General features: G+C 69.8%; 23 protein-coding genes. 10 read left to right on the forward strand and 13 right to left on the reverse strand.

Translation table 11 applies throughout. The features are described 5' to 3' along the window. From NQK81_RS04320 to NQK81_RS04340, 5 genes are all read right to left on the reverse strand, one after another. On the reverse strand, positions 1-822 hold the full coding sequence (locus tag NQK81_RS04320) for a S1 family peptidase (RefSeq protein ID WP_257487127.1): 822 nt from the start codon (positions 820-822) through the stop codon (positions 1-3). A 302-nt stretch (positions 823-1,124) separates the two neighbouring features. Next, positions 1,125-1,256 carry a hypothetical protein gene (locus NQK81_RS04325; RefSeq protein ID WP_257487128.1) on the reverse strand — a complete coding sequence of 44 codons (132 nt, stop codon included), beginning with the start codon at positions 1,254-1,256 and terminating at the stop codon, positions 1,125-1,127. Between the two features lie 136 nt (positions 1,257-1,392). Continuing rightward, positions 1,393-2,541, reverse strand: coding sequence for a family 43 glycosylhydrolase (locus NQK81_RS04330; protein ID WP_257487129.1), 1,149 nt, complete (start codon positions 2,539-2,541; stop codon positions 1,393-1,395). Next, positions 2,538-3,341: an endonuclease/exonuclease/phosphatase family protein gene (locus NQK81_RS04335; protein ID WP_257487130.1), complete on the reverse strand. Its 804-nt coding sequence runs from the start codon at positions 3,339-3,341 to the stop codon at positions 2,538-2,540. Before NQK81_RS04335 ends, NQK81_RS04330 begins: the two co-directional genes overlap by 4 nt. Positions 3,342-3,436: 95 nt before the next feature. Further along, positions 3,437-3,790, reverse strand: coding sequence for a VOC family protein (locus tag NQK81_RS04340; protein WP_257487131.1), 354 nt, complete (start codon positions 3,788-3,790; stop codon positions 3,437-3,439). Between the two features lie 116 nt (positions 3,791-3,906). Between NQK81_RS04340 and NQK81_RS04345 the strand changes: the two genes are divergently transcribed. Genes NQK81_RS04345 through NQK81_RS04355 form a run of 3 tightly spaced genes read left to right on the forward strand, consistent with a single transcriptional unit; the run spans position 3,907 to position 5,556 of the window. Continuing rightward, positions 3,907-4,269: a hypothetical protein gene (locus tag NQK81_RS04345; protein ID WP_257487132.1), complete on the forward strand. Its 363-nt coding sequence runs from the start codon at positions 3,907-3,909 to the stop codon at positions 4,267-4,269. 55 nt (positions 4,270-4,324) lie between these two features. Continuing rightward, entirely contained in the window at positions 4,325-4,993 is a 669-nt protein-coding gene (locus NQK81_RS04350) for a DsbA family protein (RefSeq protein WP_257487133.1), read from the forward strand. Then, complete coding sequence (locus NQK81_RS04355) at positions 4,990-5,556, forward strand: vitamin K epoxide reductase family protein (RefSeq protein ID WP_257487134.1); 567 nt, start codon at positions 4,990-4,992, stop codon at positions 5,554-5,556. The genes NQK81_RS04350 and NQK81_RS04355 overlap by 4 nt, the downstream gene beginning before the upstream one ends. Here the strand turns inward: NQK81_RS04355 and NQK81_RS04360 are convergent. Next, positions 5,535-6,767 (reverse strand): MFS transporter, encoded by a 1,233-nt coding sequence (locus NQK81_RS04360; RefSeq protein ID WP_257487135.1) that lies wholly within the window; start codon positions 6,765-6,767, stop codon positions 5,535-5,537. The genes NQK81_RS04355 and NQK81_RS04360 overlap by 22 nt on opposite strands. After that, entirely contained in the window at positions 6,764-7,813 is a 1,050-nt protein-coding gene (locus NQK81_RS04365; RefSeq protein WP_257487136.1) for a PLP-dependent cysteine synthase family protein, read from the reverse strand. The genes NQK81_RS04360 and NQK81_RS04365 overlap by 4 nt, the downstream gene beginning before the upstream one ends. Positions 7,814-8,341: 528 nt before the next feature. Between NQK81_RS04365 and NQK81_RS04370 the strand changes: the two genes are divergently transcribed. From NQK81_RS04370 to NQK81_RS04385, 4 genes are all read left to right on the forward strand, one after another. Further along, entirely contained in the window at positions 8,342-9,388 is a 1,047-nt protein-coding gene (locus NQK81_RS04370) for a C40 family peptidase (RefSeq protein ID WP_306856029.1), read from the forward strand. A 37-nt stretch (positions 9,389-9,425) separates the two neighbouring features. Continuing rightward, positions 9,426-9,788: a BlaI/MecI/CopY family transcriptional regulator gene (locus tag NQK81_RS04375; protein ID WP_192744547.1), complete on the forward strand. Its 363-nt coding sequence runs from the start codon at positions 9,426-9,428 to the stop codon at positions 9,786-9,788. Next, positions 9,785-10,690 (forward strand): M56 family metallopeptidase, encoded by a 906-nt coding sequence (locus NQK81_RS04380; RefSeq protein ID WP_257487138.1) that lies wholly within the window; start codon positions 9,785-9,787, stop codon positions 10,688-10,690. Before NQK81_RS04375 ends, NQK81_RS04380 begins: the two co-directional genes overlap by 4 nt. Before the next feature lie 318 nt (positions 10,691-11,008). Continuing rightward, positions 11,009-12,103, forward strand: coding sequence for a S1 family peptidase (locus tag NQK81_RS04385; RefSeq protein WP_257487139.1), 1,095 nt, complete (start codon positions 11,009-11,011; stop codon positions 12,101-12,103). Here NQK81_RS04385 and NQK81_RS04390 read toward each other — a convergent pair. The 5 genes from NQK81_RS04390 to NQK81_RS04410 form a co-directional block, all read right to left on the reverse strand. Then, a complete protein-coding gene (locus NQK81_RS04390) occupies positions 12,076-12,504 on the reverse strand; it encodes a hypothetical protein (RefSeq protein WP_257487140.1) in 429 nt (142 codons plus the stop codon). The two genes, NQK81_RS04385 and NQK81_RS04390, sit on opposite strands and share 28 nt — an antisense overlap. 380 nt (positions 12,505-12,884) lie before the next feature. Further along, entirely contained in the window at positions 12,885-13,991 is a 1,107-nt protein-coding gene (locus NQK81_RS04395) for a VanZ family protein (protein WP_257487141.1), read from the reverse strand. After that, positions 13,984-14,289 carry a hypothetical protein gene (locus NQK81_RS04400; RefSeq protein WP_257487142.1) on the reverse strand — a complete coding sequence of 102 codons (306 nt, stop codon included), beginning with the start codon at positions 14,287-14,289 and terminating at the stop codon, positions 13,984-13,986. The genes NQK81_RS04395 and NQK81_RS04400 overlap by 8 nt, the downstream gene beginning before the upstream one ends. A 95-nt stretch (positions 14,290-14,384) precedes the next feature. After that, positions 14,385-14,549, reverse strand: coding sequence for a hypothetical protein (locus NQK81_RS04405; RefSeq protein ID WP_257487143.1), 165 nt, complete (start codon positions 14,547-14,549; stop codon positions 14,385-14,387). A gap of 80 nt (positions 14,550-14,629) precedes the next feature. Continuing rightward, positions 14,630-15,556: a MurR/RpiR family transcriptional regulator gene (locus NQK81_RS04410; RefSeq protein WP_125678451.1), complete on the reverse strand. Its 927-nt coding sequence runs from the start codon at positions 15,554-15,556 to the stop codon at positions 14,630-14,632. Positions 15,557-15,700: 144 nt separating this feature from the next. On the opposite strand from NQK81_RS04410, the gene NQK81_RS04415 reads away from it, so the two are divergent. Genes NQK81_RS04415 through NQK81_RS04425 form a run of 3 tightly spaced genes read left to right on the forward strand, consistent with a single transcriptional unit; the run spans position 15,701 to position 18,740 of the window. Further along, positions 15,701-17,092, forward strand: a complete 1,392-nt coding sequence (locus NQK81_RS04415; RefSeq protein WP_257487144.1) for an MFS transporter — start codon at positions 15,701-15,703, stop codon at positions 17,090-17,092. Next, positions 17,089-17,529: a GAF domain-containing protein gene (locus tag NQK81_RS04420; protein WP_257487145.1), complete on the forward strand. Its 441-nt coding sequence runs from the start codon at positions 17,089-17,091 to the stop codon at positions 17,527-17,529. The genes NQK81_RS04415 and NQK81_RS04420 overlap by 4 nt, the downstream gene beginning before the upstream one ends. After that, positions 17,526-18,740: a metal-dependent hydrolase family protein gene (locus NQK81_RS04425; protein WP_257487146.1), complete on the forward strand. Its 1,215-nt coding sequence runs from the start codon at positions 17,526-17,528 to the stop codon at positions 18,738-18,740. The genes NQK81_RS04420 and NQK81_RS04425 overlap by 4 nt, the downstream gene beginning before the upstream one ends. 66 nt (positions 18,741-18,806) lie before the next feature. Here NQK81_RS04425 and NQK81_RS04430 read toward each other — a convergent pair whose 3' ends face one another. Continuing rightward, the gene (locus NQK81_RS04430; protein ID WP_257487147.1) at positions 18,807-20,177 is read right to left on the reverse strand and encodes an aldehyde dehydrogenase (NADP(+)); all 1,371 of its coding nucleotides are present in this window, start codon (positions 20,175-20,177) and stop codon (positions 18,807-18,809) included. Positions 20,178-20,243: the final 66 nt, after the last annotated feature.

A 20,243-nucleotide genomic window follows, 5' to 3' on the forward strand; every position in this document is an offset into this window, starting at 1 on the left:
TCAGCGGTGCCCGTGGATGGTGCGCTGGATCCAGCCGTCGTAGGCGGGAACGCTGGTGTAGAGACCGGGTCCGTTGGCGCAGGGCACGTCGTCGTCACCGGGCCCCGAGGTGACGCCGATCAGCTCCCACCGGCCCCACTTCCCGCGCTGGACCTGCGGTCCGCCGGAGTCCCCCATGCACGCCATCGCACCGGGCTTGCCGCTGATCGTGCAGAGCCGGGTCGAGTCCGCGTAGCCGGGCGAGCATTCCGACACCGCTCCCCGGCGCGTGTCGAGCTGCTGGAGTCGTTCGGGGAACACCACTTTGGTGATATCGGCGGTGTCGACCGTGGTGCCGAAGCCCATCAGGCGGGTCGGCGTGCCGGGGCGGCCGGGGCGGTCGGCGATGCGGATGGGTCGCTCGGAGACCGGGCGATCCAGGCGCACCAGCGCGATGTCGTTCTTGTTCGGCGCGCCCGGCTGGTAGCCGGGGTGGCGAACCCAGTGGTCGATCTTGCGGACGGTGCCGCCGGTCGTCCGCCGGTCGCTGCCGATCCGCACGGTCCCCTCCGGCCTCGCCGGGTTGTTGTCCGGGTCGACGCAGTGCGCCGCGGTCACCACCCACCGCGGATGCACCAGAACGGCCCCGCACACGCCCTTCGCGTTGTTCATGTCGGGCACGATCTCCGGGATCGAGGCCATGAATTCATAGCGCTCGGTGGAGTTCTCCCCGTTCACCACGGCACCGGCGCTGCCGGGCACCGCGAGCGCGCAGGCAGCACCTGCCAGTGCGACCGCGGCGGCACGAACCAGGTTGCGGCGCAAGGAACCCACTCTCGACATACATTTCCTTCGTTCGGGTACTTCGGATCGATGGGATCCAGCATCCCGGCCCGCCTGGTCCCGGACCATCGGGGCAGCTTGCTGATTCGTCGTCACGGCTGCTCTACGCCCTGAGGTAGGGCTTGCCCTACCTCAGGCGCAAAGGCACGCCCGCGAACGCGGGATCCGCGGGCGTTCACGCATGTCGAAGAGCGAACTGGTCAAGGCGCTCGAGAAAGCCACTCGCCGGGAGACCGCTCGTGCCCGGCGAAGCCACTAGCAGGCCGACTCATGCGGCCATCACCGCCCGAGCCGGCAGTCCGTCACTCCCTGCCGAGGACGATCGTCGGCTCGAGTTCGATCGCCATGTCGTCCAGGGCATCGGCCTCGCCGCGTGGTTCGGGCACGGTCACCCGTTCGGTCGACGACTGGGGTTCTTCGATCGCGTAGGTCATGGTCCTCAACTCCGTTCGGGTCACGGCCGGCCGGTGGAAGCCGGCAGGAGGCGATTACCCGCTGCTCCGGAGATCAATCCTCGGGTGGCGTTCGGGACGGGTCTCCGCGGCGACTCGGCCGCGGAGACCCCCTCGGTCACCAGCTCACGCTGAACTCGGCCGTCGCCCCGCTCCCCGTTTTCGTCAGTTTCCCGATCCGGCTCCGCCGTTCCGGAGACGGATCCTCATGCGGAAGCAAGCTCGCGTCGGTGATGTAGTTCCACGAAGCCCACCACGAACCATCAGGCGCTTGGAACGCGTTGAACGCGCCGGGTCCCCGCTTGTTGCCCGGCAGGTTCTTCTTGCGGTACTTGTCCGGCAGGCCCGGCCGGAACCGCGGCTCACCGTCCGGGTCCGGCTGGTAGGAGAAGTACGCGCGCTGCTCGGCCATCGGGGTGCACCGGTTGTCGGTCAACCCGGTGCCGCAGTAGGCGACGCCGGTCGAGTAGCGGTTCGCGTACCAGTTGTTCCCCGAGTAGAAGAGGTACCAGTCGCCATCGATGCGGACGGCGTTGGGATTCTCGATCGTGAGGACGTCGTCGGACGGGCTGTTGTGGTGCGTCCACTCGAGATTCGTGTTGTCGATGAGCTTCTTCGCGTCGGCTTCGGCTATCCGCCGCACGTGACGTGGCCGATCGAACTCCAGTTTCGCCGCCCCCAGGGCGGTGACGCGGTCCTGTGTCCACGCGCCGTTGCGCAGGGTCAGCCAGACCTCGCCCTGTCCCCTGCTCACGTCGGCGTCGATCGCCCACCCGCGATCCGGGCAGAACAGCGGATCGGCGTTGGCGACGAAACCTCCCGTGGCCCGTAGCGAGGTGGCGTAGCCGATGCAGTGCTTCGCCTGACCGGCTGGCTCGGGGCCGGGAAGCGCCGCGCTGTAGAAGACGTAGTAGACGACGCGGCCGTCCTCCTGGTGTGCGAACAGGGCAGGTGTCCACAGTAGGGAGTCCGGCCTGGCCCAATAGCCCGCGGGGAACGTGACGCCGTCCCAGGCGTCGCCGTCGACGGCGCCTCGGCGCTGGAACGATCCGCCGCTGAACTCGACCTTCGTGTACGGCAGCTTCTTGCCGGGGACGCTCGCCCCGACCGCGACGTAGGTGTTCGTCTCCGGCACCCGCATCAGATCCGCCGCCGGGAACCGGAAGTCCAGTGACTCGTCGCGCGGTCCGGTCTCGGCCGTCGCGGCCGGGACGGCCGTCAGCAGGCTGACACCGCATACGAAGGCGATCAGGGCGCGCCTCATCATCGGGTCACCGTCACCCGGGCGCGCACCGGACGGTGGTCGCTTCCGTAGCCGCCGAGGGCGTCGACCTCGGACCCTGTCGAATCCTTCTTCGCCCACACGTGGTCGATGGACCTGGTTCCGTGGCTCGGAGCGCTGTAGGAGCCTGCCACGCGCCGCAGCCCCGTCATCAGATCCGAACCCGGCTCGGCGTTGAAGTCTCCCATGACGATCGGTTCGGCCGCGCGTGACGAGAACCAGTCCGCGGTGTTGCGGACCTGCAGGTTGTGCAGTTCGCGGTTGAGGTCGAAGCGCTGCGCGGACGGGGTGAGGTGCACGACGCCCACGACCCACTCGAAGCCCGCGCCGCCCACCCGCACCCAGTTGACGTACTTCGGCGGCACCCAGCAACCGCAGTCACCTGGTTCGGCGGGGCCGGTACCGGGAGTGGACGGGTCCACTTTGGCCGCGGGTGAGATCTCGCCGGCACCGTGGCCGGTGATGGTCATGTTGCCGCGTACCAGGATGGCGTTGTGCTTGACCGCGCGCCGGTCCGACTCGTAGATGGCGACGTACCCCGTCGCGGCCGCGGCTTCCTTCACCACGGCCTCGCGGTCGGCGACCTCCTGCAGTCCGATGACGGCGGGGCGTTCGGTCTCGATGAGACGGACGAGGTCGGCCTTGAGGCCGCCCGCGTCGCCAACGTTGTAGGTGACGACCTTGATCGTGCGTTCGGTCGCCGCCTCGGCGGCGGGCACCGTGACGAGCGTGGCGAACGGCACCAGCAGCGCCAGCGCGAGGGTCTTGCGTCTCGAATGCTTCATGGGATTCCCTCCAGTGTCGATGACGGAGGGAATCGGACCATCGGCGGCCCGCCGCGGGCAACGCTCCGCGCGATCCCGTCATTTCCCGGAAAGAACTACTCCGGCGAAGGGTTCTCCCAGACGAAGGTGACCTTGTTACCCGCCGGATCCACGATCTCCGTCAGCTTCACGAAGCCGAAGTCCTGGATCGGGCCGCATTCCACCCCGCGCTCCGCGAGGTCGCCGACGGTCTCGTCGATGTCCTCGACGACGAGGACCACCGTGCTCTTACCCGCGGTTTCCGGATCGTGCGCCACCTGGAGCCCGGCGTTGCCGGTGATCCGCCATTCCGCGACGCCCTCCATCGGTTCGGTGTCCGGTCGCCGCCCGATCCACTGCTCGTACCAGGCGACGGCGGCGGCATGGTCAGTGACCGGCAGGACCGCGTAGACATCCTTGAAACTCGGCAAGGGTCGTCCTTCCACTCGGGATCGCCGCCCACTGTATGCCGGTTCGTCCGAGTTCGCCCTGGCTTTACAAGGTCACCTTTACCCTGCACCGCGTGACCGGCAGACGGACTGTGAGGATGACCGCGCGTCTTTTCGCCGTGCTGGCCGCGCTCACCGCCGTCGCTCTCCTGCAGGGTGCTCTGTGCAGCGACGGAGCGGCGGCGGCCGGCTCGCCCTGCGCTCCCCTGTTCGCCGCCGAAGCCGCGCACACCACGTTCCCGGCCGGCGAATGCGAGCCGGCCCTGCTGAGCCCGGCGAACCAGCCCCTTCCGGACAACCATCTCGACGACGTCGCGGGGATCGGCCTGGCACTGCTGGCCGCGCTCGTCCTGCTCGTCCGCCATCATCGCCCCGATTGGACCGGGATACCGCCGTCCTCCCCGGCAAGGCGTTCGACGGCCACACCACCGCTCGTCCAGCTCTGCGTTTCGCGTACCTGATCCGGCACGCCCATGCCGCTTTCAGATGCCGGAACCGAGCCAAGGACACAACAGAATGACCAAGAACACCAAGGTTTCCCTGACGGTCGTGGCCGTCGTCGTCGCGGTCGTGGCCGCGTTGCTCGTCGTCACCAATCTGGGTGAGGACGCCCCGGCGGCGCAGGTGGACGCACCCCCCGTGGTGCCCGCGTCGATCCTCGTCCGCCCGGACAGCCATCGGCTCTCCGATCCGGCGGGCAGCAAGGTGACCGTCGTGGAGTTCCTCGACCTCGAATGCGAAGCGTGCGGCGCCGCGTTTCCCGGCCTCGAGCGCCTCCGCGCCGAGTACGGCGACCGGGTCACCTTCGTGATGCGCTACTTCCCCATCCCGAGCCATCAGAACGCCGAGCTCGCCGCGCGGGCCGTCGAGGCGGCGGGTAAGCAGGGCAAACTCGAACCGATGTACCGCTTGATGTTCGAGAAGCAGCCGGAGTGGGGCGACCAGCAGGTCTCCCATCGCGAGACCTTCCTCGGATTCGCCCGGGAACTGGGCCTCGACCTGCAGGCCTTCGAAAAGGCGCTGGACGACCCGGCCACGCTCGGCCGGGTGCTCGCCGACCGCACCGACGGCGCGAACATCGGCGTCGAGGGCACCCCGACGTTCTTCGTCAACGGCGTCAAGTTCACGGGGTCACCGTCCTATCAGGGCCTCAAGGCCGTCATCGACCGGGAGCTCGCGAAGTGACGCCGTTCGCCGTTCGCGCGACGCCGTGGGTGCTGCTGGCCGGCGGCGCGCTCGGGCTGCTGGCTTCGTTCGTGCTCACGGTCGAGAAGATCGCGCTGCTCAAGGACTTCTCCTACATCCCCACCTGCAGTGTCAACCCGGTGCTCAGCTGCGGGTCGATCATGAAGACGCCGCAGGCCGAGCTGTTCGGGTTCCCCAATCCGCTGCTGGGGATCGCCGGGTTCAGCGTGGTCGTCACCACGGGAGCCGCCCTGCTCGGCGGAGCACGGCTCCCTCGCTGGTATTGGCTGGGCCTCCAGATCGGCTCGGCGCTCGGTGTCGTTTTCGTGCACTGGCTGATGTTGCAGAGCCTGTACGTCATCGGCGCGCTGTGCCCGTACTGCATGGTCGTCTGGGCGGTCACCATCGCCGTCTTCTGGTACACGACCCTGCACAACCTCCACAAAGGACCGGAGGTGAAGGCGGCGATCCGGTACCACAGCGTGGTTCTCGTGGTCTGGTACGCCGCCATCACCGTCGCGATCCTGCAGGCGTTCTGGAGTTACTGGACGACGCTCGTCTGAAGGCGGCTCCGGTCGAGAGCACGTAATCCCCAGGCACAGACAACGCCGATCACCGTCAGCGCCAGCCACGGGATCTCCGGGAAGCCCGCCCGGCGTGCGAGGTCGAAGACGCTGCCGGTGAAGAGGTTGCCGAGGAGGATGCCCACGCCGACGATCGTGTTGTAGAAGCCGTAGTGCGTGGCGACCAGCCGGTCGCCCGAAAGCCGCACGACGGTGTCCATTTCGAACGGGAAGACGACGACCGTGCCGACGGCCAGCAACGCGGCGGACAGCAGCAGTCCGGCGCCGGCCGCGGCCGGTCCCGCCCGGGCGACCGCCAGCGGCGCGACGAAGGCCACGGCCATGAACACCAGCCCCGCGGCGAGGCACGTGCCGGGCGGCCACCGGTCCTTGAACCAGGCCGTGATCTTGAGCTGCCCGGCGATCGCGAGACCGCCCGAGACCACGAACAGCCCGGCGATGAGCACGGTCGCCGACGTCTCCGAGCCGGTGATCCTGCGTGCCTCCATCGGAAGGGCGAGGTAGGTCTGGAAGGACAGCACATACGAGCCGATCATGACCAGCGCGAAGAGCAGAAAGGACCGGTTCGCCGCGACGACCCGCCAGTCCGACCAGATCGACGACGTGCCCTGTTCGCTTTCGTGCGCGGGCAGCGCACGTATCTGCACCACGGTCAAGACGCCGAAGACCGCGGCGGCGACCAGGCAGGTCAGCCGGAAGTCGACGGCCGTCAGCGCCAGCCCGACCACGGGCCCGGCGAGGATCCCGCCCTGGTAGAACACGTTGAACACGGAGAAGGCCTCCAGCCGCCGCTCTCCCGCGTCCGCCGCCAGGTACGCGCGGACCGCCGGGTTGAACAGCGCCCCGGCGAAACCGGTGGCCGCGGACGCGACGATCAGCGACGGCAACGACGACGTCACGCTCAACAGCGCGAATCCCGCGGTCCGCAGCACACATCCGGCGACGATGAGCGGTTTGTAGCCGAACCGGTCGGCCAGCGTGCCACCGACGAGGAACATGCCCTGCTGCGAGAAGTTGCGGATCCCCAGCACCAGGCCGACCGCCCAGCCCGCCAGCCCCAGCGGCCCCGCCAGGTAGCCGGCGAGATAAGGCATCAGCATGTAGAAGCCGACGTTGATGGTGAACTGGTTGACCATCAACACCTTGCTGGGCCGGTCGAAGGAGCGGAACCGCTCGGCGAACGCGGTCACAGCGCCGGGTCCACGACCGTGCGGCACCGGGTCCAGCGTTCCACCACGCGTTCGCCGGGATGCGCGATGAGATCCGGTTCGCGTGCCGGGACGACGTCGAGGAGGCCGTGTCCCGCGCAGTACTCGTCGTTGTAGACCGTGTCGAAGTAACGCTGGGGACCGTCCGGGAAGATCGCCGCGATCCGGACGTCCGGATCGCGCGTGCGGGCCAGCCAGGCGGCCACGAGGGCGACCGCGCCGACACTCCAGCCGCCGGTCGCGTACTGGGCGGCGGCGAGACGGCGGCAGGTCCACACCGCCTCGGCGGGGGCGACCCAGTGGACCTCCTCGAACGCGGCGTAGTCGACGTTGCGCGGATGGATGCTCGACCCGAGCCCGCGCATCAGCCGCGAGGTGGCGGGCTGCCCGAAGATCGTCGACCCGACGGTGTCCACGCCCACCAGGCGCAGGTGTGGGAAGTACCGCCGCAGCGCGCGGAACGTCCCGGCCGAATGCCCGCCGGTGCCGACCGAGCACACCAGCACGTCGATCCGGCCCAGTTGCGCGGCCAGCTCGTCGGCCAAGGTCGCGTACGCGGCGACGTTATCCGGGTTGTGGTACTGGTCGGGGCACCAGGAGCCGGGCTGCTCCGCCAGGACACGCTGCACCCTGTCCCGGCGCGCCTGCTGCCAGCCGCCCACCGGATGCGGCTCGGTGACGAGGTCGACGCGGGTGCCGTGCGCGGTGAGCATCCGCCGGACGATGGGCTCCATCCCGGGATCGGTGACCAGGGTGACCGGATGACCGTGGACGATCCCGGCCAGCGCGAGCCCGAGGCCGAGCGTCCCGCTGGTCGACTCGACGATCATCGCACCGTCGGCCAGTTCACCGCGGGCCTTGGCCGCTCCCACCATGTGCAAGGCGGGGCGGTCTTTCATGCCGCCGGGGTTGAAACCCTCCAGTTTGGCCCAGAAACCCTTACCGGAGCCGGTGAGTCGTTCGTCGATCCAGAGCACGGGCGTGTTGCCGACGGCAAGCGCCGTGTGCCGGGGCAGGACAGCGTTCATCGAGGATTCGTCTTTCTGTGCTGTGTGGACAGGACGGGACGGCGCGAGGCCGGTCACGTCCGCGAAACGCACAGCTCGACGAGTATCCGAGGCCCGCTCCGGATGACCGGGAACAGCCGGGTGTTCTCGTGCATCACTGGCGAAAAGCCGGATTCCGAATGAGGCGGGACAGCTGTGACGGGCGGCGATTCCTCGCTTCGGACCGCGACGGCGGCGAGCGGACGGGCGTGTACGTGGCCCTCCCGCGGCGGGCACGACGAGTCATGAGAGGCCGACGCCACGGCGAGGGCATCGCCGTGGCCGTCGTCCAGGCAGCCGACAGCTCCGGAACCCGCCACGACCAGCAACACCAAGGCCACGACGAGTCGACGAAGAGTAGCCAGGAAGACACTCACGGTTCTCACCGTAGCAAAGACTCCCATGATCCGTAGTACTAGCCGTCTTAGTAGGACTTCACCGGGCGCTCACAACCGGCCCCGTACTACTAAGCGAGATAGTTGACCCTGTGCGACAGGAGATTCGGCACCCGTGACCCCACACCGGCGCTCACCGCGGCACCCCCTCGCCGCCACTGCCGCCCTCATGATCCTCGGCTTCGGAACGCTCCCCGCCAACGCGCAGCCCGCGCCGGACGGCCAGGATCCGATGCGGCGCTACCAGGAACTCGGCGCCCAGGCGGCCAAGGCCGACGAGGATCTGCGGGAATCCCAGGACCGGTTGAAAACCCGCGAGGGCGAACGCGACCAGGCCACCGCCGCCGTCGGGCGCGCCGACGGCGAGCTCACGCAGGCACGGTCGGCGATCGATCGCTTCCGGCCGCAGGTCGAGGCGATCGCGCGGTCCGCGATGAGCGGCGAGCGGCTCGGCAACGCCGTCCTGCTGCTCGACAGTGGCAGCAGGCAGGAGTTCCTCGACCGCTCCTCCGCGCTGTCGGTCCTGGCCGAGGAGAAGACCAAGGCGTTGAACGGCCTGCGCGACGCGCTCGCGAAGGCACAGACCGCGCGCACGACCGCGGAGGACGCCCGGGAAATGGCCCAGCTCGCCGCCAACGACGCGACCGTGGCCCTGGACCAGGTCCGCACCCGCAAGGCGGACCTTGACGATCAGATCGCGAAGGTGCGGCAGGCGCTCGGGCAGCTGCCCGAGGCCGACAAGGCGAAACTCGGCAAGGTCCAGGACAAGGGCTCGTACCTCGGCCCGCCCGGCGCCGCGAACGACGCGCTGCAGGCTGCGCTGTCCAAACGGGGCTCGCAATACGAGTGGGGCGCCACTGGGCCGAGCGAATTCGACTGCTCGGGCCTGACGTCGTGGGCGTACAAGCAGGCTGGGATCTCGCTTCCCCGCACCAGCCGCCAGCAGTACACCGTGGGCAAGGCCGTCCCGCTGGACGCGCTCGTCCCCGGTGATCTCGTCTTCTACGACGACGGCACCGGCAACCCCGGCGCCATCCACCACGTCGGCATGTACGTCGGCGGCGGCAAGATGGTCGACGCGCCCACCGAAGGCCAGCTGGTCGACGTCCGTTCGGTGAAGGGCGACGGGCATCTGATGGGCGCGCGGCGCGTCGTCGGCTGAGCCGGAGCGGCACAGTATCCTTCCCGGCGGAGGTGTCATGCAACGGCTGGGCGAGCTCGAAGCGTCGGTGATGGACGTGCTCTGGGACGCGGCGGAACCCCTGCGGGTGCGCCAGGTCCTCGAGGCGATCAACCGGGACCGCGACCTCGCCTACACCACGGTGATGACGGTGCTGGACAATCTGCACCGCAAGGAATGGGTGGAGCGCGAAATGGAGAATCGCGCCTACCGCTACCGCGCCGTGGCGACCCGCGAGGAGGCGACCGCGCAAAGTCTGCGGGAAATCCTCGACGCCTCCGACGACCGTGAATCGGTGCTGCTGCATTTCGCGCGCTCGGTCACCGAAGAGGAGTCGGACATCCTGCGGCGCGCCTTGCGACGGAAGCCCGGCAAGCGATGATCCTGGCGGCGGTGCTCCTGTTCGGCGTGGTGGTGATCGGCTGGTGCTCACCCCGGCTGCTCGGCAGGCTGACCGCGGGCGGGATCAGCCCCGGCACGGCGCTCGCGTGGTGGCTGCTGACCGCGCTCGGCGTCCTCGTCGGCACCCTCGTCGCCGTCCTGCTCCTCGCCCTGCCCGACCACGGGCCCGCCGGGGCCATCACGCGGATCCTCCACGAGTGCTGGGCGGCCGTCGGCCACAGCGGCCTGCCCGGCCTCGATCCGCTCGCCGGCACTTTCGCGGTCACCGCCGTCGCGATCGGGGCGGCGAGGCTCGCCGTGTCCACCGCCCGCCGCCGGAAACGCAGCACGCTGCTGCACCGGCGCCATCTCGACGTGCTCCGGTTGTCGGGCGCCCGGCCGGGGCCGACGCTGTGGCTGCCCGACGACCGCCCGATCGCCTACAGCCTCGGCGGCCGCGACGGCCTGATCGTCGCGAGCCACGGCCTGGCAGGCAGGCTTTCGCCCCGCGAACTCGACGCGGTGCTGGCCCACGAACGCGCGCATCTGCGCGGCAGGCACCACTTTCTTTCCGGATGCGCCGAAACACTCGGCCGCGTACTGCGGTTCGTCCCGCTGATGCGCGAACTCCCCGGCGCGGTCCGGCTGCTCGTCGAACTGGCCGCCGACCGGGCTGCCGCGGCGGGGCACGGGCCGGAGACCGTGCGTTCGGCGTTGTTGTCGATCCACGCGGCCGGCGGCGACACCGCGCTCCGGTTGCGCTGGCTGACCCGGCACGCGGGCGGCCCGGCGCGCTTCCCGGACCGGGTGCGTGCCGTCGCGGGCGGGGCGCTGGCGTTGTTCGCCGCGCCCTTGCTCACCGTCGGCCTGATGTTCACGGCCGGGCTCGTTTCCTGCTGGTGAAGGAAACGCGTTCGTCACCGATGCGGACGAACGGGTTCAGCTCGGACACCATCAGGTGACAATCGTTTTCCGGTCCGGAAAGGCCATTGCCCGAACGGGCGTACGCACGTCGCTGACCGTCGTTCGCCGGTCGGCGAATCGGGGACGGTAAATCGCGCAGTCTCCACTCACACGAGTGAGGAGCCGCCATTCCGCTGAGCCGGAAAGGCGAATTCCCAGCGCTACTCAAATGGCGGCATTCGGCCGGGGCCGCGTGTGCGTAACGTCGATCACCGTACTCACCTCGCACCGAATTCCGTGCACCCCATGGAGGTTTTCGTGATCCGACGTCCTCTGCGCACCCTGACCGTCCTGATCGGCGCCGCGACAGCCGTCACCGCCTTCGCGGCACCGGCTTCGGCTGCGCCATCGGTGCTGACCGAAGCGGCGGGCCCGGCCACGGTGGCCGCCGCCCAGCAGGAACTCGGCACCTCGCTCGGCGCCGCGTTCGCCGGCTCCTGGCTGGACACCACGACCGGCGAGCTGATCGTCGGCACCACCGACGCGGGCCGGTCTTCCCGGATCCGCGCCGCGGGCGCGATCCCGAAGGTACTCCGGCACAGCGCCGCCGGACTGAAGCAGATCCAGTCCACATTGGACAACAGAACCGCCGGCCTGCCAGGTTCGGTGGCCGGCTGGTACGTGGACGTGCCGTCGAACGACGTCGTGGTCAGCGTGGTGGGCGGCGATCCCGCCGGACTGGCGTGGGCAGCCTCCGCCGGGGTCCCGGTCCGGGTGGAACACGTGAAGAGCGCGCCGCGTCCATTGTGGAGCGTGGTCGGCGGGCAAGGCCTGTACTTCGACGGCGGTGCCTGTTCGGTCGGGTTCAACGCCTACGACGACGATGATCATTACGTGATCACCGCGGGCCATTGCACCGAACTCGGCGGGACCGTGCGGGGCACCGGCGGCACGATCGGCAAGGTCGCGAGGTCCTCCTTCCCCGGCAACGACTACGGCACGGTCAAGGTGACCCACTCCGACGTCTCGACCCCGCCCCGGGTCGACCGGTACGAGGACGGGTCCGACGTGCGGATCGAGGGTGCCGACGTGGTCGGCGTCGGCGGCCGGATCTGCCGGTCCGGGATCACCACCCACTGGCACTGCGGGCGGGTCGAAGCGCTGGACCAGACGGTGAACTACGGCAACGGGAACATCGTGCGGGGCCTCACCCAGACCGACGCGTGCGCCGAACCCGGCGACTCCGGTGGCTCGTTCGTCAGCCGTCCGTCGTCGGGTTCCGGCACGAAACTCGTGCAGGCGCAGGGTATGACCTCGGGCGGTTCCGGTGACTGCGACGAGGGCGGCACCACGTTCTTCCAGCCCGTCAAGGAGGTGCTCGACCGCTACGACCTGACGCTCGAAAAGGACTGATCTCCCATGGCGAGGGGTGGCCGGCCCACCGGCCGCCCCTTGATCAGGCGGGCGAGCTCGACGGCCTCGGCGGCCAGCGTCTCGATCTCGGCCCAGCGGCGGCGGATCCGCTCGTGATCGGCCACCAGCGTGCCCGAAACCATGCCCAGCAACAGGTTCGCGTCCGTTCCGACCTCCGCCAACCGCAGGAAGGGGCGGCGGTCGTCCTCGGTTCCAGCCCCGTGCTCCGCGGCCCATTCCCGGGCTCGCATCCCGGCGTCGTGGCAGGCGTCGACGAGGAGGGGCCGGATCTCCCCCGGCCGGTCCCCCGGGCTCGCGGGAGGTTTCCCCATCAGCGGGAAGATGTTCCAGGCCACCGACAGCAGGCAGTCGGCCACTTCGTCCATCGACTCCACGTCCACCGGGCGAGTGTTCCGGCCCGCGCGTCCTGCCAGGCGCAATGACGCGCGGGACCCGCAGGGTCGACCCGATCGGGTGGCGCTATCAGGCCGGGGTCTCCTGAGCGCCCGCGGGTTCTGGAGGCGGGTCGCGAAAGCCACTTTCGGGACACCAGACGTCTCGAAAGTGGCTTTCGCGACATGCTCGCCGGAGCGGTACCGGCGATGTCACGTGACTGGGCGGACGACACGCGTGATCCGGCGGACGACACGCGTGACTGGATGGACGACACGACCGCGGCAGGGGTTACACCACGAGCCGTCCGCCGGATCACGCGAGTCGTCCAGCTGATCACGCGAAAGCGCCCTTCCGTGCACGGCACAGTAGGTACCAAAGCGTGGCCCTAACCGTCCTTATCACTCACGAGGCTCGGCTCGGTCTCGTCGTCGAGGGCCCGCGCGTCGGCCACCCGCAGGCCTGCGATCAGGCCGGACAGTCCCTGGTGACCTTCGGGCCGGAAAGCGAGGATCCCGCTGGCGAAGAACAGCAGGTTCGCCAGCGGCTCGAACCCGCCGTTGGCCACCGACGCCAAGGTGAGCAGCGTGAAATAGCCGCCGGAACCGGCGAGGAACCGTACGGCCATCCGCCACAGGGCGGGCTTTCCGCCGTCCGGCCCGGCGGGACGCAGCAACACGACCCGCTGGCCGAAGCTGGCGCCGTTGCCCGCGACGGGAACGACGAACAACAGGAGCAGGGCGGGCAGGAAAGTACCGATGAGCGCGGTCACCACGGTGTTCGGTTCGCCGGCGATCAGGGTCGTCACGATCCCGACGGTGGTACCGAGCAGCACGACCGAGACGACGTCGACGGCCATCCCGAGCAGACGGCGGCGCGCGGTGACCGGCCGCGGCGTCCCCGGCGGCGCGGAAGGCTCGTTCCCCGGCAGCAGCCGCAACAGCGGTGCGAGGCCGAAACCGACGGCGGCGCCGAGGGTGTTGGTCAGCAGATCGTCGACGTCGGCCAGCCGGTACGGGCACTCGAACAGGAACCAGACCCCGGTCAGCTGCGTGCACTCGATGAACAGCGAGACGGCGAAGCCGATCGCGACGGTGGCCGCGAAACCGCGCCGGAAGAGGTGCCGCACGAACATCCCCAGCGGCACGAACAAGGCGACGTTGAACACCGCCTGCTGGACGGCCGGATTGCGCAGGAACGCCCGCAGGCCCGCGCCAGTCTGTTCGCGGCGGATGTCGGCGACGAACTGGAACGGACGCAGTTGCAGCTGACCGGCCGCGTGCCCGGCGCACGTCGTCGTCTCCGGGATGGGGAGCAACGTGTACGTCCACAGCGACATGGCGTAGACCAGGAACCCGAACACCAGCAGGACCCGCCAGAGCCCGAGCTCCCCGCGGCGCCGGTAACTCGCGGCGATGTACGGGACGGCCAGGAGACCCGCGAGCACGCAGCCCGCGAACACCGCGATGACCGCGGAGATGGTCGGATCAGTCACTCGCGGAAGCTAACAACGCGCGCTCCGGCGCACCCGCCACACCACCTGGGCGGGTGACGGAGTCGGCCGGGACGAGCGTTCGCTGATGCGCGAGCGCGGCGATGGCGAAGGTCAGGTGGACGACGACCCAGTTGCGGTCTTCGCGATGGACCCGCTGCAGCAGGTCGAGAGAAGCGTCGCCCGGCGTACGGCCCTGACGGCAGGCGTCGATGAACGCCTGGGTCAGTTCGTCGACGTTCCTCCGGAACTCCGCGAAGGTGTCGGAGGGCTGGGCGTTGGTGCAGAAATCCACGGTCACGTCACAGAGCGTTCCATAGCGCGACACAAAGTTACGAATTGGCGGAGCCCTAATCACTCACGTGAGGTAGGCCTCGCGTGAATCTGTGCTCTGCGTCACGCCGAAGCGAGCCCGGCGGGCATCCGGCGTTCCCGTTCGGCCGCCGTCGCGCGGCGGGTGACCGGGAAGCGCTGATCGAGTTCGACCAGCAGCGGGGTCACCGCCATCAACGCCAGCAGGGCGAGCCCGGCGTATGCGCCCACGGTCGCGATGATCGTCATTTCGGCCTCCTCGGTCCCCTTGCCGCCTCCTCCGGCGGCCTGGAACCAGGATCGCCTTCCGCCCGGTGGCGGCGGATCGGTCATCCGGCGGAGACGCCTCGACCGGTCGGCCTTTTCGGCACTGTCCGATCGGCCGATCCCGGGCGGCGGTGCAGCAGGTCGAACCGCGACCACATGGCCTCGGCCGCCTCGATGGACTCGCCGGTGCGGACGGGATCGACGGCGGCGAGCTGCGCGACGATCGCCTGCACCAGGCTCATTCCCGCGGTCAGCGACGGGAAGAAGGTCACGCCCTCGGCGGGCACCATCAGCACCTGTTCGACCGCGGCCGCCAGCGCGGGACTGGCCGCGTCGGTGATCGCGAAGGCCCGCGCTCCCCTGGCCTTGGCCTCGTTCGCGGCGAGCACCGTGCTTTCGTACAGCCGCCAGAAGCTGATCGCGATGAGCACGTCTTCGGACGTCAGTTTCGCCGTGGCGTTGGCGAGTTCGGCGTCACCGGCCGTGATCGCGTGGACGTCGTATCCGGCGAGCCGGGCGTTGTGCGCGAACGCGATCCCGACCGCGGCGTAGCTGCCGTCGGCGATCACGACCGTGCGGCGCGCCCCGGCGACGGCCTCCGCGACGTTGCGGATCTCGTCCTCGGCGACGCGCCGGTTGAGCAGGGCGAGGCTGTCGAGGTCGCGGCGCAGCGACGCCGACCCCGGCGAGTCGACGTCCCGGTGTTCCTCGGCCACCTGTGGCGCGCTCAGCGACGACATGTACCGCGCCCGCAACTCCTGTTGCAGTGCCGGCCATCCGGCGAACCCCAGCGCCTGCGCCGTCCGGGTGACGGTGGCGACGTTGACCCCGGCGAGCTGGGCGAGCTCGGCCGTCGAGCCGAACGACGCCCGCCGCGGTTGCGAGACCAGCACTTCGAGCACGGCGGCCGCCTTCGGCCGCAGGCCGCGCTCCGGTGTGCGATCCCGAAGCCACGCCTCGAAACCGTCGTCGGTTCCCGTCCCTGTCACGCGCACCCTCCCTCGACGGCGTCACGGTAACGCATCGTGCCCGGCGGACCACTTGCAACAACCATTGCAGTTTTGTCGAAACGCAGTATACGTTGTCCGCACTCTCGTGACTCCTCGTCGCCCGAACCACGGAAGGCGTTCCCCATGACGCTTCTGGCACGACTGGACCGGCTCCCGCTGAGCCGTCCCCATTACAAACTCCTGCTGATCGGCGGGCTCGGTTACACCTTCGACGGGATGGACTCCGCCGTCGTCGCGTTCCTGCTGCCGAGCGCGAAAGCCGCCTGGGGCCTCGACAACGGCCAGCTCGGGCTGATCGGTTCGGCGACGCCGTTCGGCTTCCTCTTCGGCGCGATCGCCGCCGGGCTGCTGGGCGACCGCATCGGCCGCAAGAAGGTCATGATGTACGCCCTGGCCTTCTACGCGGTGTTCTCGGTGGTCGCCGCCTTCTCCCCCAACTATGAGGTCTTCCTGGGCGCCAGGGTGCTGGCCGGGGCCGGCGCGGGAGCCGAAAGCGCGATCATCGCACCGTTCCTGTCGGAGTTCGTCCCCGCCAAACGCCGCGGCTGGTTCGTCGGCGCGCTGGCCGGATTCTTCTCGTTCGGGTTCGTCATGGCCGCGCTGATCGGCCGGTTCGTCGTCCCGACGGTGCCGGAGGGCTGGCGGGTCGCGCAGCTGATCACCGCGCTGCCGATCGTCATGCTGCTGTGGTGGCGCCGCTCGCTGCCCGAATCACCGAGGTTCCTGGTCGCGAACGGACGTCATGCCGAGGCCGAGAAGATCGTCACGAAACTGGAGCGGGACGTCGAAAAGGCGACGGGGCAAGCACTTCCCGCCGTCGCGGCGGCCGACGCCCAGCCCGCGACGGAGACCCCGAAGGTCAATCTCCTCAGCGCCCTGAAGTTCTTGTGGAGCCCGGCGATGGCACGCCGCACCGCGGTGATCTGGACCGTGTGGTTCGTGATCACGTTCTCCTACTACGGCTTCTTCTCCTGGATCCCGACGCTGCTCGTCGACCGCGGTATCACGGTGACCAAGAGCTTCGAGTTCTCCATCATCATCTACCTGGCGCAGATCCCCGGATACTTCTCCGCCGCGTGGCTGTCGGAGCGGCTCGACCGCAAGCACACCATCGCGCTGTACCTCGCCGGGTCCGCGGTGAGCGCGTTCTGGCTGAGCCAGATGGACGCGCCGTGGTCGATCACCCTCGCCGGGGCGGTGCTGTCGTTCTTCCTCAACGGCACCTACGCCGGCGTGTACTCCTACACCCCCGAGGTGTTCCCGACCTGGATCCGCGCCAGCGGGACCGGGCTGTCGAGCGCGTTCGGCCGGGTCGGCAGCATCCTCGCCCCGACGATCATCGGCCTGTCCGCGGCGAGCCTCGGCTTCGCCGGCGTCTTCGGCATGACCACCGCCGTCCTGGTGGCCGGGGTGGTGGTCGTGGCCGTGTTCGGCCTATCCACCGCCGGCCGGTCGCTGGAAGAACTGACCGAACACGGCGCGCCCGTGAAAACCGCGAAGGAGATGACGAAGTGACCGTGTCGCTGTCCACTGTGGAGGACAAGACCCGAGCCACGATCGGCGTACGGCTGTTCACCGTCCTGGCCTGGGTGCCCGAACGGCGGGCGCTGCGGCGCGTGTACAGCAGCCACCCCGTCGAATACCCGATCGGCGGCGAGAAGACCGTCGAGGTGGCCGCCGGCTGGCTGGAGCGGTGCATCACCGGCCAGGAGCCCTTCTTCGGCCCGGACCGCGCGGCGGTGCGGGAGATCTTCGCCGACCACGAACTCATCGACAGCCTCGGCTGCGGCGCGGTGATCAACGTGCCGGTGGTGGACGACGGCCGCACGCTCGGCGTCCTCAACCTCCTCGACGCGGAGGGCAACTACGACGACGAGTCCGTCGCGACCGCCCGATCCCTGGCACCGTTGGCGGTCCCAGCCCTGCGCGAGCTCCTGGAGGAGACCCGATGAACGGATCACTGCTGCTGCGTAACGCCCGCCTGCTCGACCCCGTCAGCGGCGAGTACACCGAGGGAGACCTCCGGTGCGCCGACGGCCGGATCGTCGAGATCGGTGCCGGGCTCACCGCGGACGACGCGCGGACCGAGGACCTGCGCGGCGCGTTCGTGCTGCCGGGGCTCGTCGACGCCCACGTGCATGTCACCGCGTCGACCGCGGATCTCGGGTCACTGCCCGCGTCGTCACCGTCCTACGTGGCCGCGCACAGCGCCCGCACCATGAGCCGGATGCTGGACCGGGGCTTCACGACGGTCCGTGACGCCTCCGGCGCCGACTACGGCCTCGCCGACGCCCAAGCCGAGGGCTTGTTCCGCGGTCCGCGCCTGTTGTTCTGCGGCCGGGCGCTGAGCCAGACCGGCGGGCACGGCGACAGCCGGACTCGCGGCGCCAACGTCAGCGACGATCACCCGTGCTGCGCCGGCCTCGGCCGGGTCGCCGACGGGGTCGACGCGGTCCGCGCGGCGGCGCGCGACGAACTGCGCAAGGGCGCGCACCACATCAAGGTGATGGCCTCCGGCGGCGTCGCCTCCCCCACCGACCGGATCGACTCGACGCAGTACTCCGCCGAGGAGTTGCGCGCCATCGTCGAGGAGGCGGAGTCGGCCAACCGTTACGTCGCCGCCCACGCCTACACCGCCCGCGCGGTGAACCGCGCGCTGGAACTGGGCGTGCGGTCGATCGAGCACGGCAACCTGATCGACGACCTCAGCGTCGAACTGTTCCTCCGGCACGACGCGTACGTCGTGCCCACCCTGGTCACGTATTGGGCGCTGAAGGAGGAAGGGCGTGAGCACGGGCTGCCGGAATCCAGCTGGCGCAAGGTCGACGAGGTGCTCGGCGCGGGCATGGCCGCCCTCGAGAAGGCCGCCAGGGGCGGCGTGAAGATCGTGTACGGCAGCGATCTGCTCGGCGGGATGCACCGGCACCAGAACCACGAGTTCCGGCTGCGCGGCGAGGTCCAGTCCGCGCTGGAGGTGGTCCGCTCCGCGACGTCGGTGGCCGCGGACCTGCTGAACCTGACCGGCGAGATCGGCACGCTGGCGCCGGGCGCGCACGCGGACCTGGTGGTCGTCGACCGGGATCCGCTGGAGGACATCGGGGTCCTGGCCGAGCCGGAGAAGTTCCGGTACGTCGTGCAGGGCGGGACCGTGGTCTCCCCCTGACGCGTTTCGTCCTCTGCTCGCGGTACTTGCGCGTGCAAGTACCGCATTCAGAGGACGAAACGCAGGTCAGGAGATGCGCTGCGGGACGTCCCACGGGTTGTCGTCCCGCAGCGGCTCCGGCAGCAGGTGCGACGGCCAGTCCTGATAGGACACCGGCCGCAGGAAGCGGTCCACCGCCGCGGTTCCGACCGAGGTCGACGCCGGTGACGTCGTCGCCGGGAACGGTCCGCCGTGCTGCATCGCGGCCGTCACCGCGACCCCCGTCGGCCAGCCGCCCCACAGGATCCGCCCGCTGCGGCAGGCCAGCACCGGGCGCAGCGCCTCGACGTCGGACGCCTCTTCGGGTGACGCGTGCACGGTCGTCGTGAGCTGACCGGGCAAGGCCGCCAGCACCGGCAGGACGTCGGAGAGGCGCGAGTATCGCACCACGACGCCCAGCGGGCCGAAACACTCTTCGGCCACTTCCGGCACGAAGTCCTCCAAAGCGACTTCGAGCAGCTGCGCACCGGGAGCCTGGACGACTTCGCGCATTCCCGGGATCGCGGCCAACCGTGCCGCGCCGGTCTGGAATCCGGACGCGATGCGGTCGTTCAAGAACGGCGCTGCCGGGACCTCGCGCAACCGCTCGGCGGCGAGGTCCACGAACGGGCTGTCCGACGGCACGAACACCAGCCCGGGATTCGTGCAGAACTGGCCGTTGCCCAGCGTCAGCGAACCGGCGTACCCCGCCGCGAGCTCCTCCGCCCGCGACCGTGCCGCGCCGGGCAGGACGATCACCGGGTTGACGCTGCCGAGCTCACCGTGGAACGGGATCGGAACCGGCCGCTCGGCCGCGATCCGTGCCAGCGCGAGCCCACCCGCCACCGACCCGGTGAACGCGGCCGCCGCGATCGCCGGATGACGCAGCGCCTCCACGCCGGCGGCTTCTCCTTCGACGAGGCCCAGGAGCGCGCCCCACCGGCCGAGGGCTTCCACCACGACCGAAGCCGTCCTGCGGGACAGCTCCGGATGGCCGGGGTGAGCCTTGACGACCACCGGGCAGCCTGCCACCCACGCCGACGCGGTGTCCCCGCCCGCCACGCTGAACGCGAACGGGAAGTTGCTCGCGGCGAACACCAGGACCGGGCCGACGGCGGTGCGGTACCGGCGCAGCTCCGGCCGGGGGCCGGGCGGCCACGCCGGATCGGCCCGGTCGATCCGGACGTCGTAGTACGAGCCGCTTTCGGCCGCGAGCAACCGCAGTTGGAACGTCGTGCGGGCCAGCTCGCCGGTCAACCGCTTCGTCCCCAGCCGGGTCTCGGCGTCGGCGATCTCGATCAGGGACGGCCCGGCCGCGTCCAGCGCATCGGCCACGCCGGTGATCACCGCCGTGCGGGTCTTCGGCGAAACGGCGGCCCATTCGGCGGCGATGTCCGCCGCCCTCTCGATCTGCTTCATACTTCCTTCCTCTCCAGGTTCCCGGAATCGAAGCCGAGCCCGCGATCGCTCCCTTGTGGACAGTGC

It is taken from the genome of Amycolatopsis roodepoortensis (assembly GCF_024628825.1).
Lineage (GTDB): Bacteria > Actinomycetota > Actinomycetes > Mycobacteriales > Pseudonocardiaceae > Amycolatopsis > Amycolatopsis roodepoortensis.

Excerpts from the sequence above, each read along its gene's own strand:
- NQK81_RS04320 (WP_257487127.1), bottom strand. The coding sequence starts at position 822 with ATGTCGAGAGTGGGTTCCTTGCGCCGCAACCTGGTTCGTGCCGCCGCG.
- NQK81_RS04325 (WP_257487128.1), bottom strand. The coding sequence starts at position 1,256 with ATGACCTACGCGATCGAAGAACCCCAGTCGTCGACCGAACGGGTGACC.
- NQK81_RS04330 (WP_257487129.1), bottom strand. The coding sequence starts at position 2,541 with ATGATGAGGCGCGCCCTGATCGCCTTCGTATGCGGTGTCAGCCTGCTG.
- NQK81_RS04335 (WP_257487130.1), bottom strand. The coding sequence starts at position 3,341 with ATGAAGCATTCGAGACGCAAGACCCTCGCGCTGGCGCTGCTGGTGCCG.
- NQK81_RS04345 (WP_257487132.1), top strand. The coding sequence starts at position 3,907 with ATGACCGCGCGTCTTTTCGCCGTGCTGGCCGCGCTCACCGCCGTCGCT.
- NQK81_RS04350 (WP_257487133.1), top strand. The coding sequence starts at position 4,325 with ATGACCAAGAACACCAAGGTTTCCCTGACGGTCGTGGCCGTCGTCGTC.
- NQK81_RS04365 (WP_257487136.1), bottom strand. The coding sequence starts at position 7,813 with ATGAACGCTGTCCTGCCCCGGCACACGGCGCTTGCCGTCGGCAACACG.
- NQK81_RS04375 (WP_192744547.1), top strand. The coding sequence starts at position 9,426 with ATGCAACGGCTGGGCGAGCTCGAAGCGTCGGTGATGGACGTGCTCTGG.
- NQK81_RS04380 (WP_257487138.1), top strand. The coding sequence starts at position 9,785 with ATGATCCTGGCGGCGGTGCTCCTGTTCGGCGTGGTGGTGATCGGCTGG.
- NQK81_RS04405 (WP_257487143.1), bottom strand. The coding sequence starts at position 14,549 with ATGACGATCATCGCGACCGTGGGCGCATACGCCGGGCTCGCCCTGCTG.
- NQK81_RS04415 (WP_257487144.1), top strand. The coding sequence starts at position 15,701 with ATGACGCTTCTGGCACGACTGGACCGGCTCCCGCTGAGCCGTCCCCAT.
- NQK81_RS04425 (WP_257487146.1), top strand. The coding sequence starts at position 17,526 with ATGAACGGATCACTGCTGCTGCGTAACGCCCGCCTGCTCGACCCCGTC.
- NQK81_RS04430 (WP_257487147.1), bottom strand. The coding sequence starts at position 20,177 with ATGAAGCAGATCGAGAGGGCGGCGGACATCGCCGCCGAATGGGCCGCC.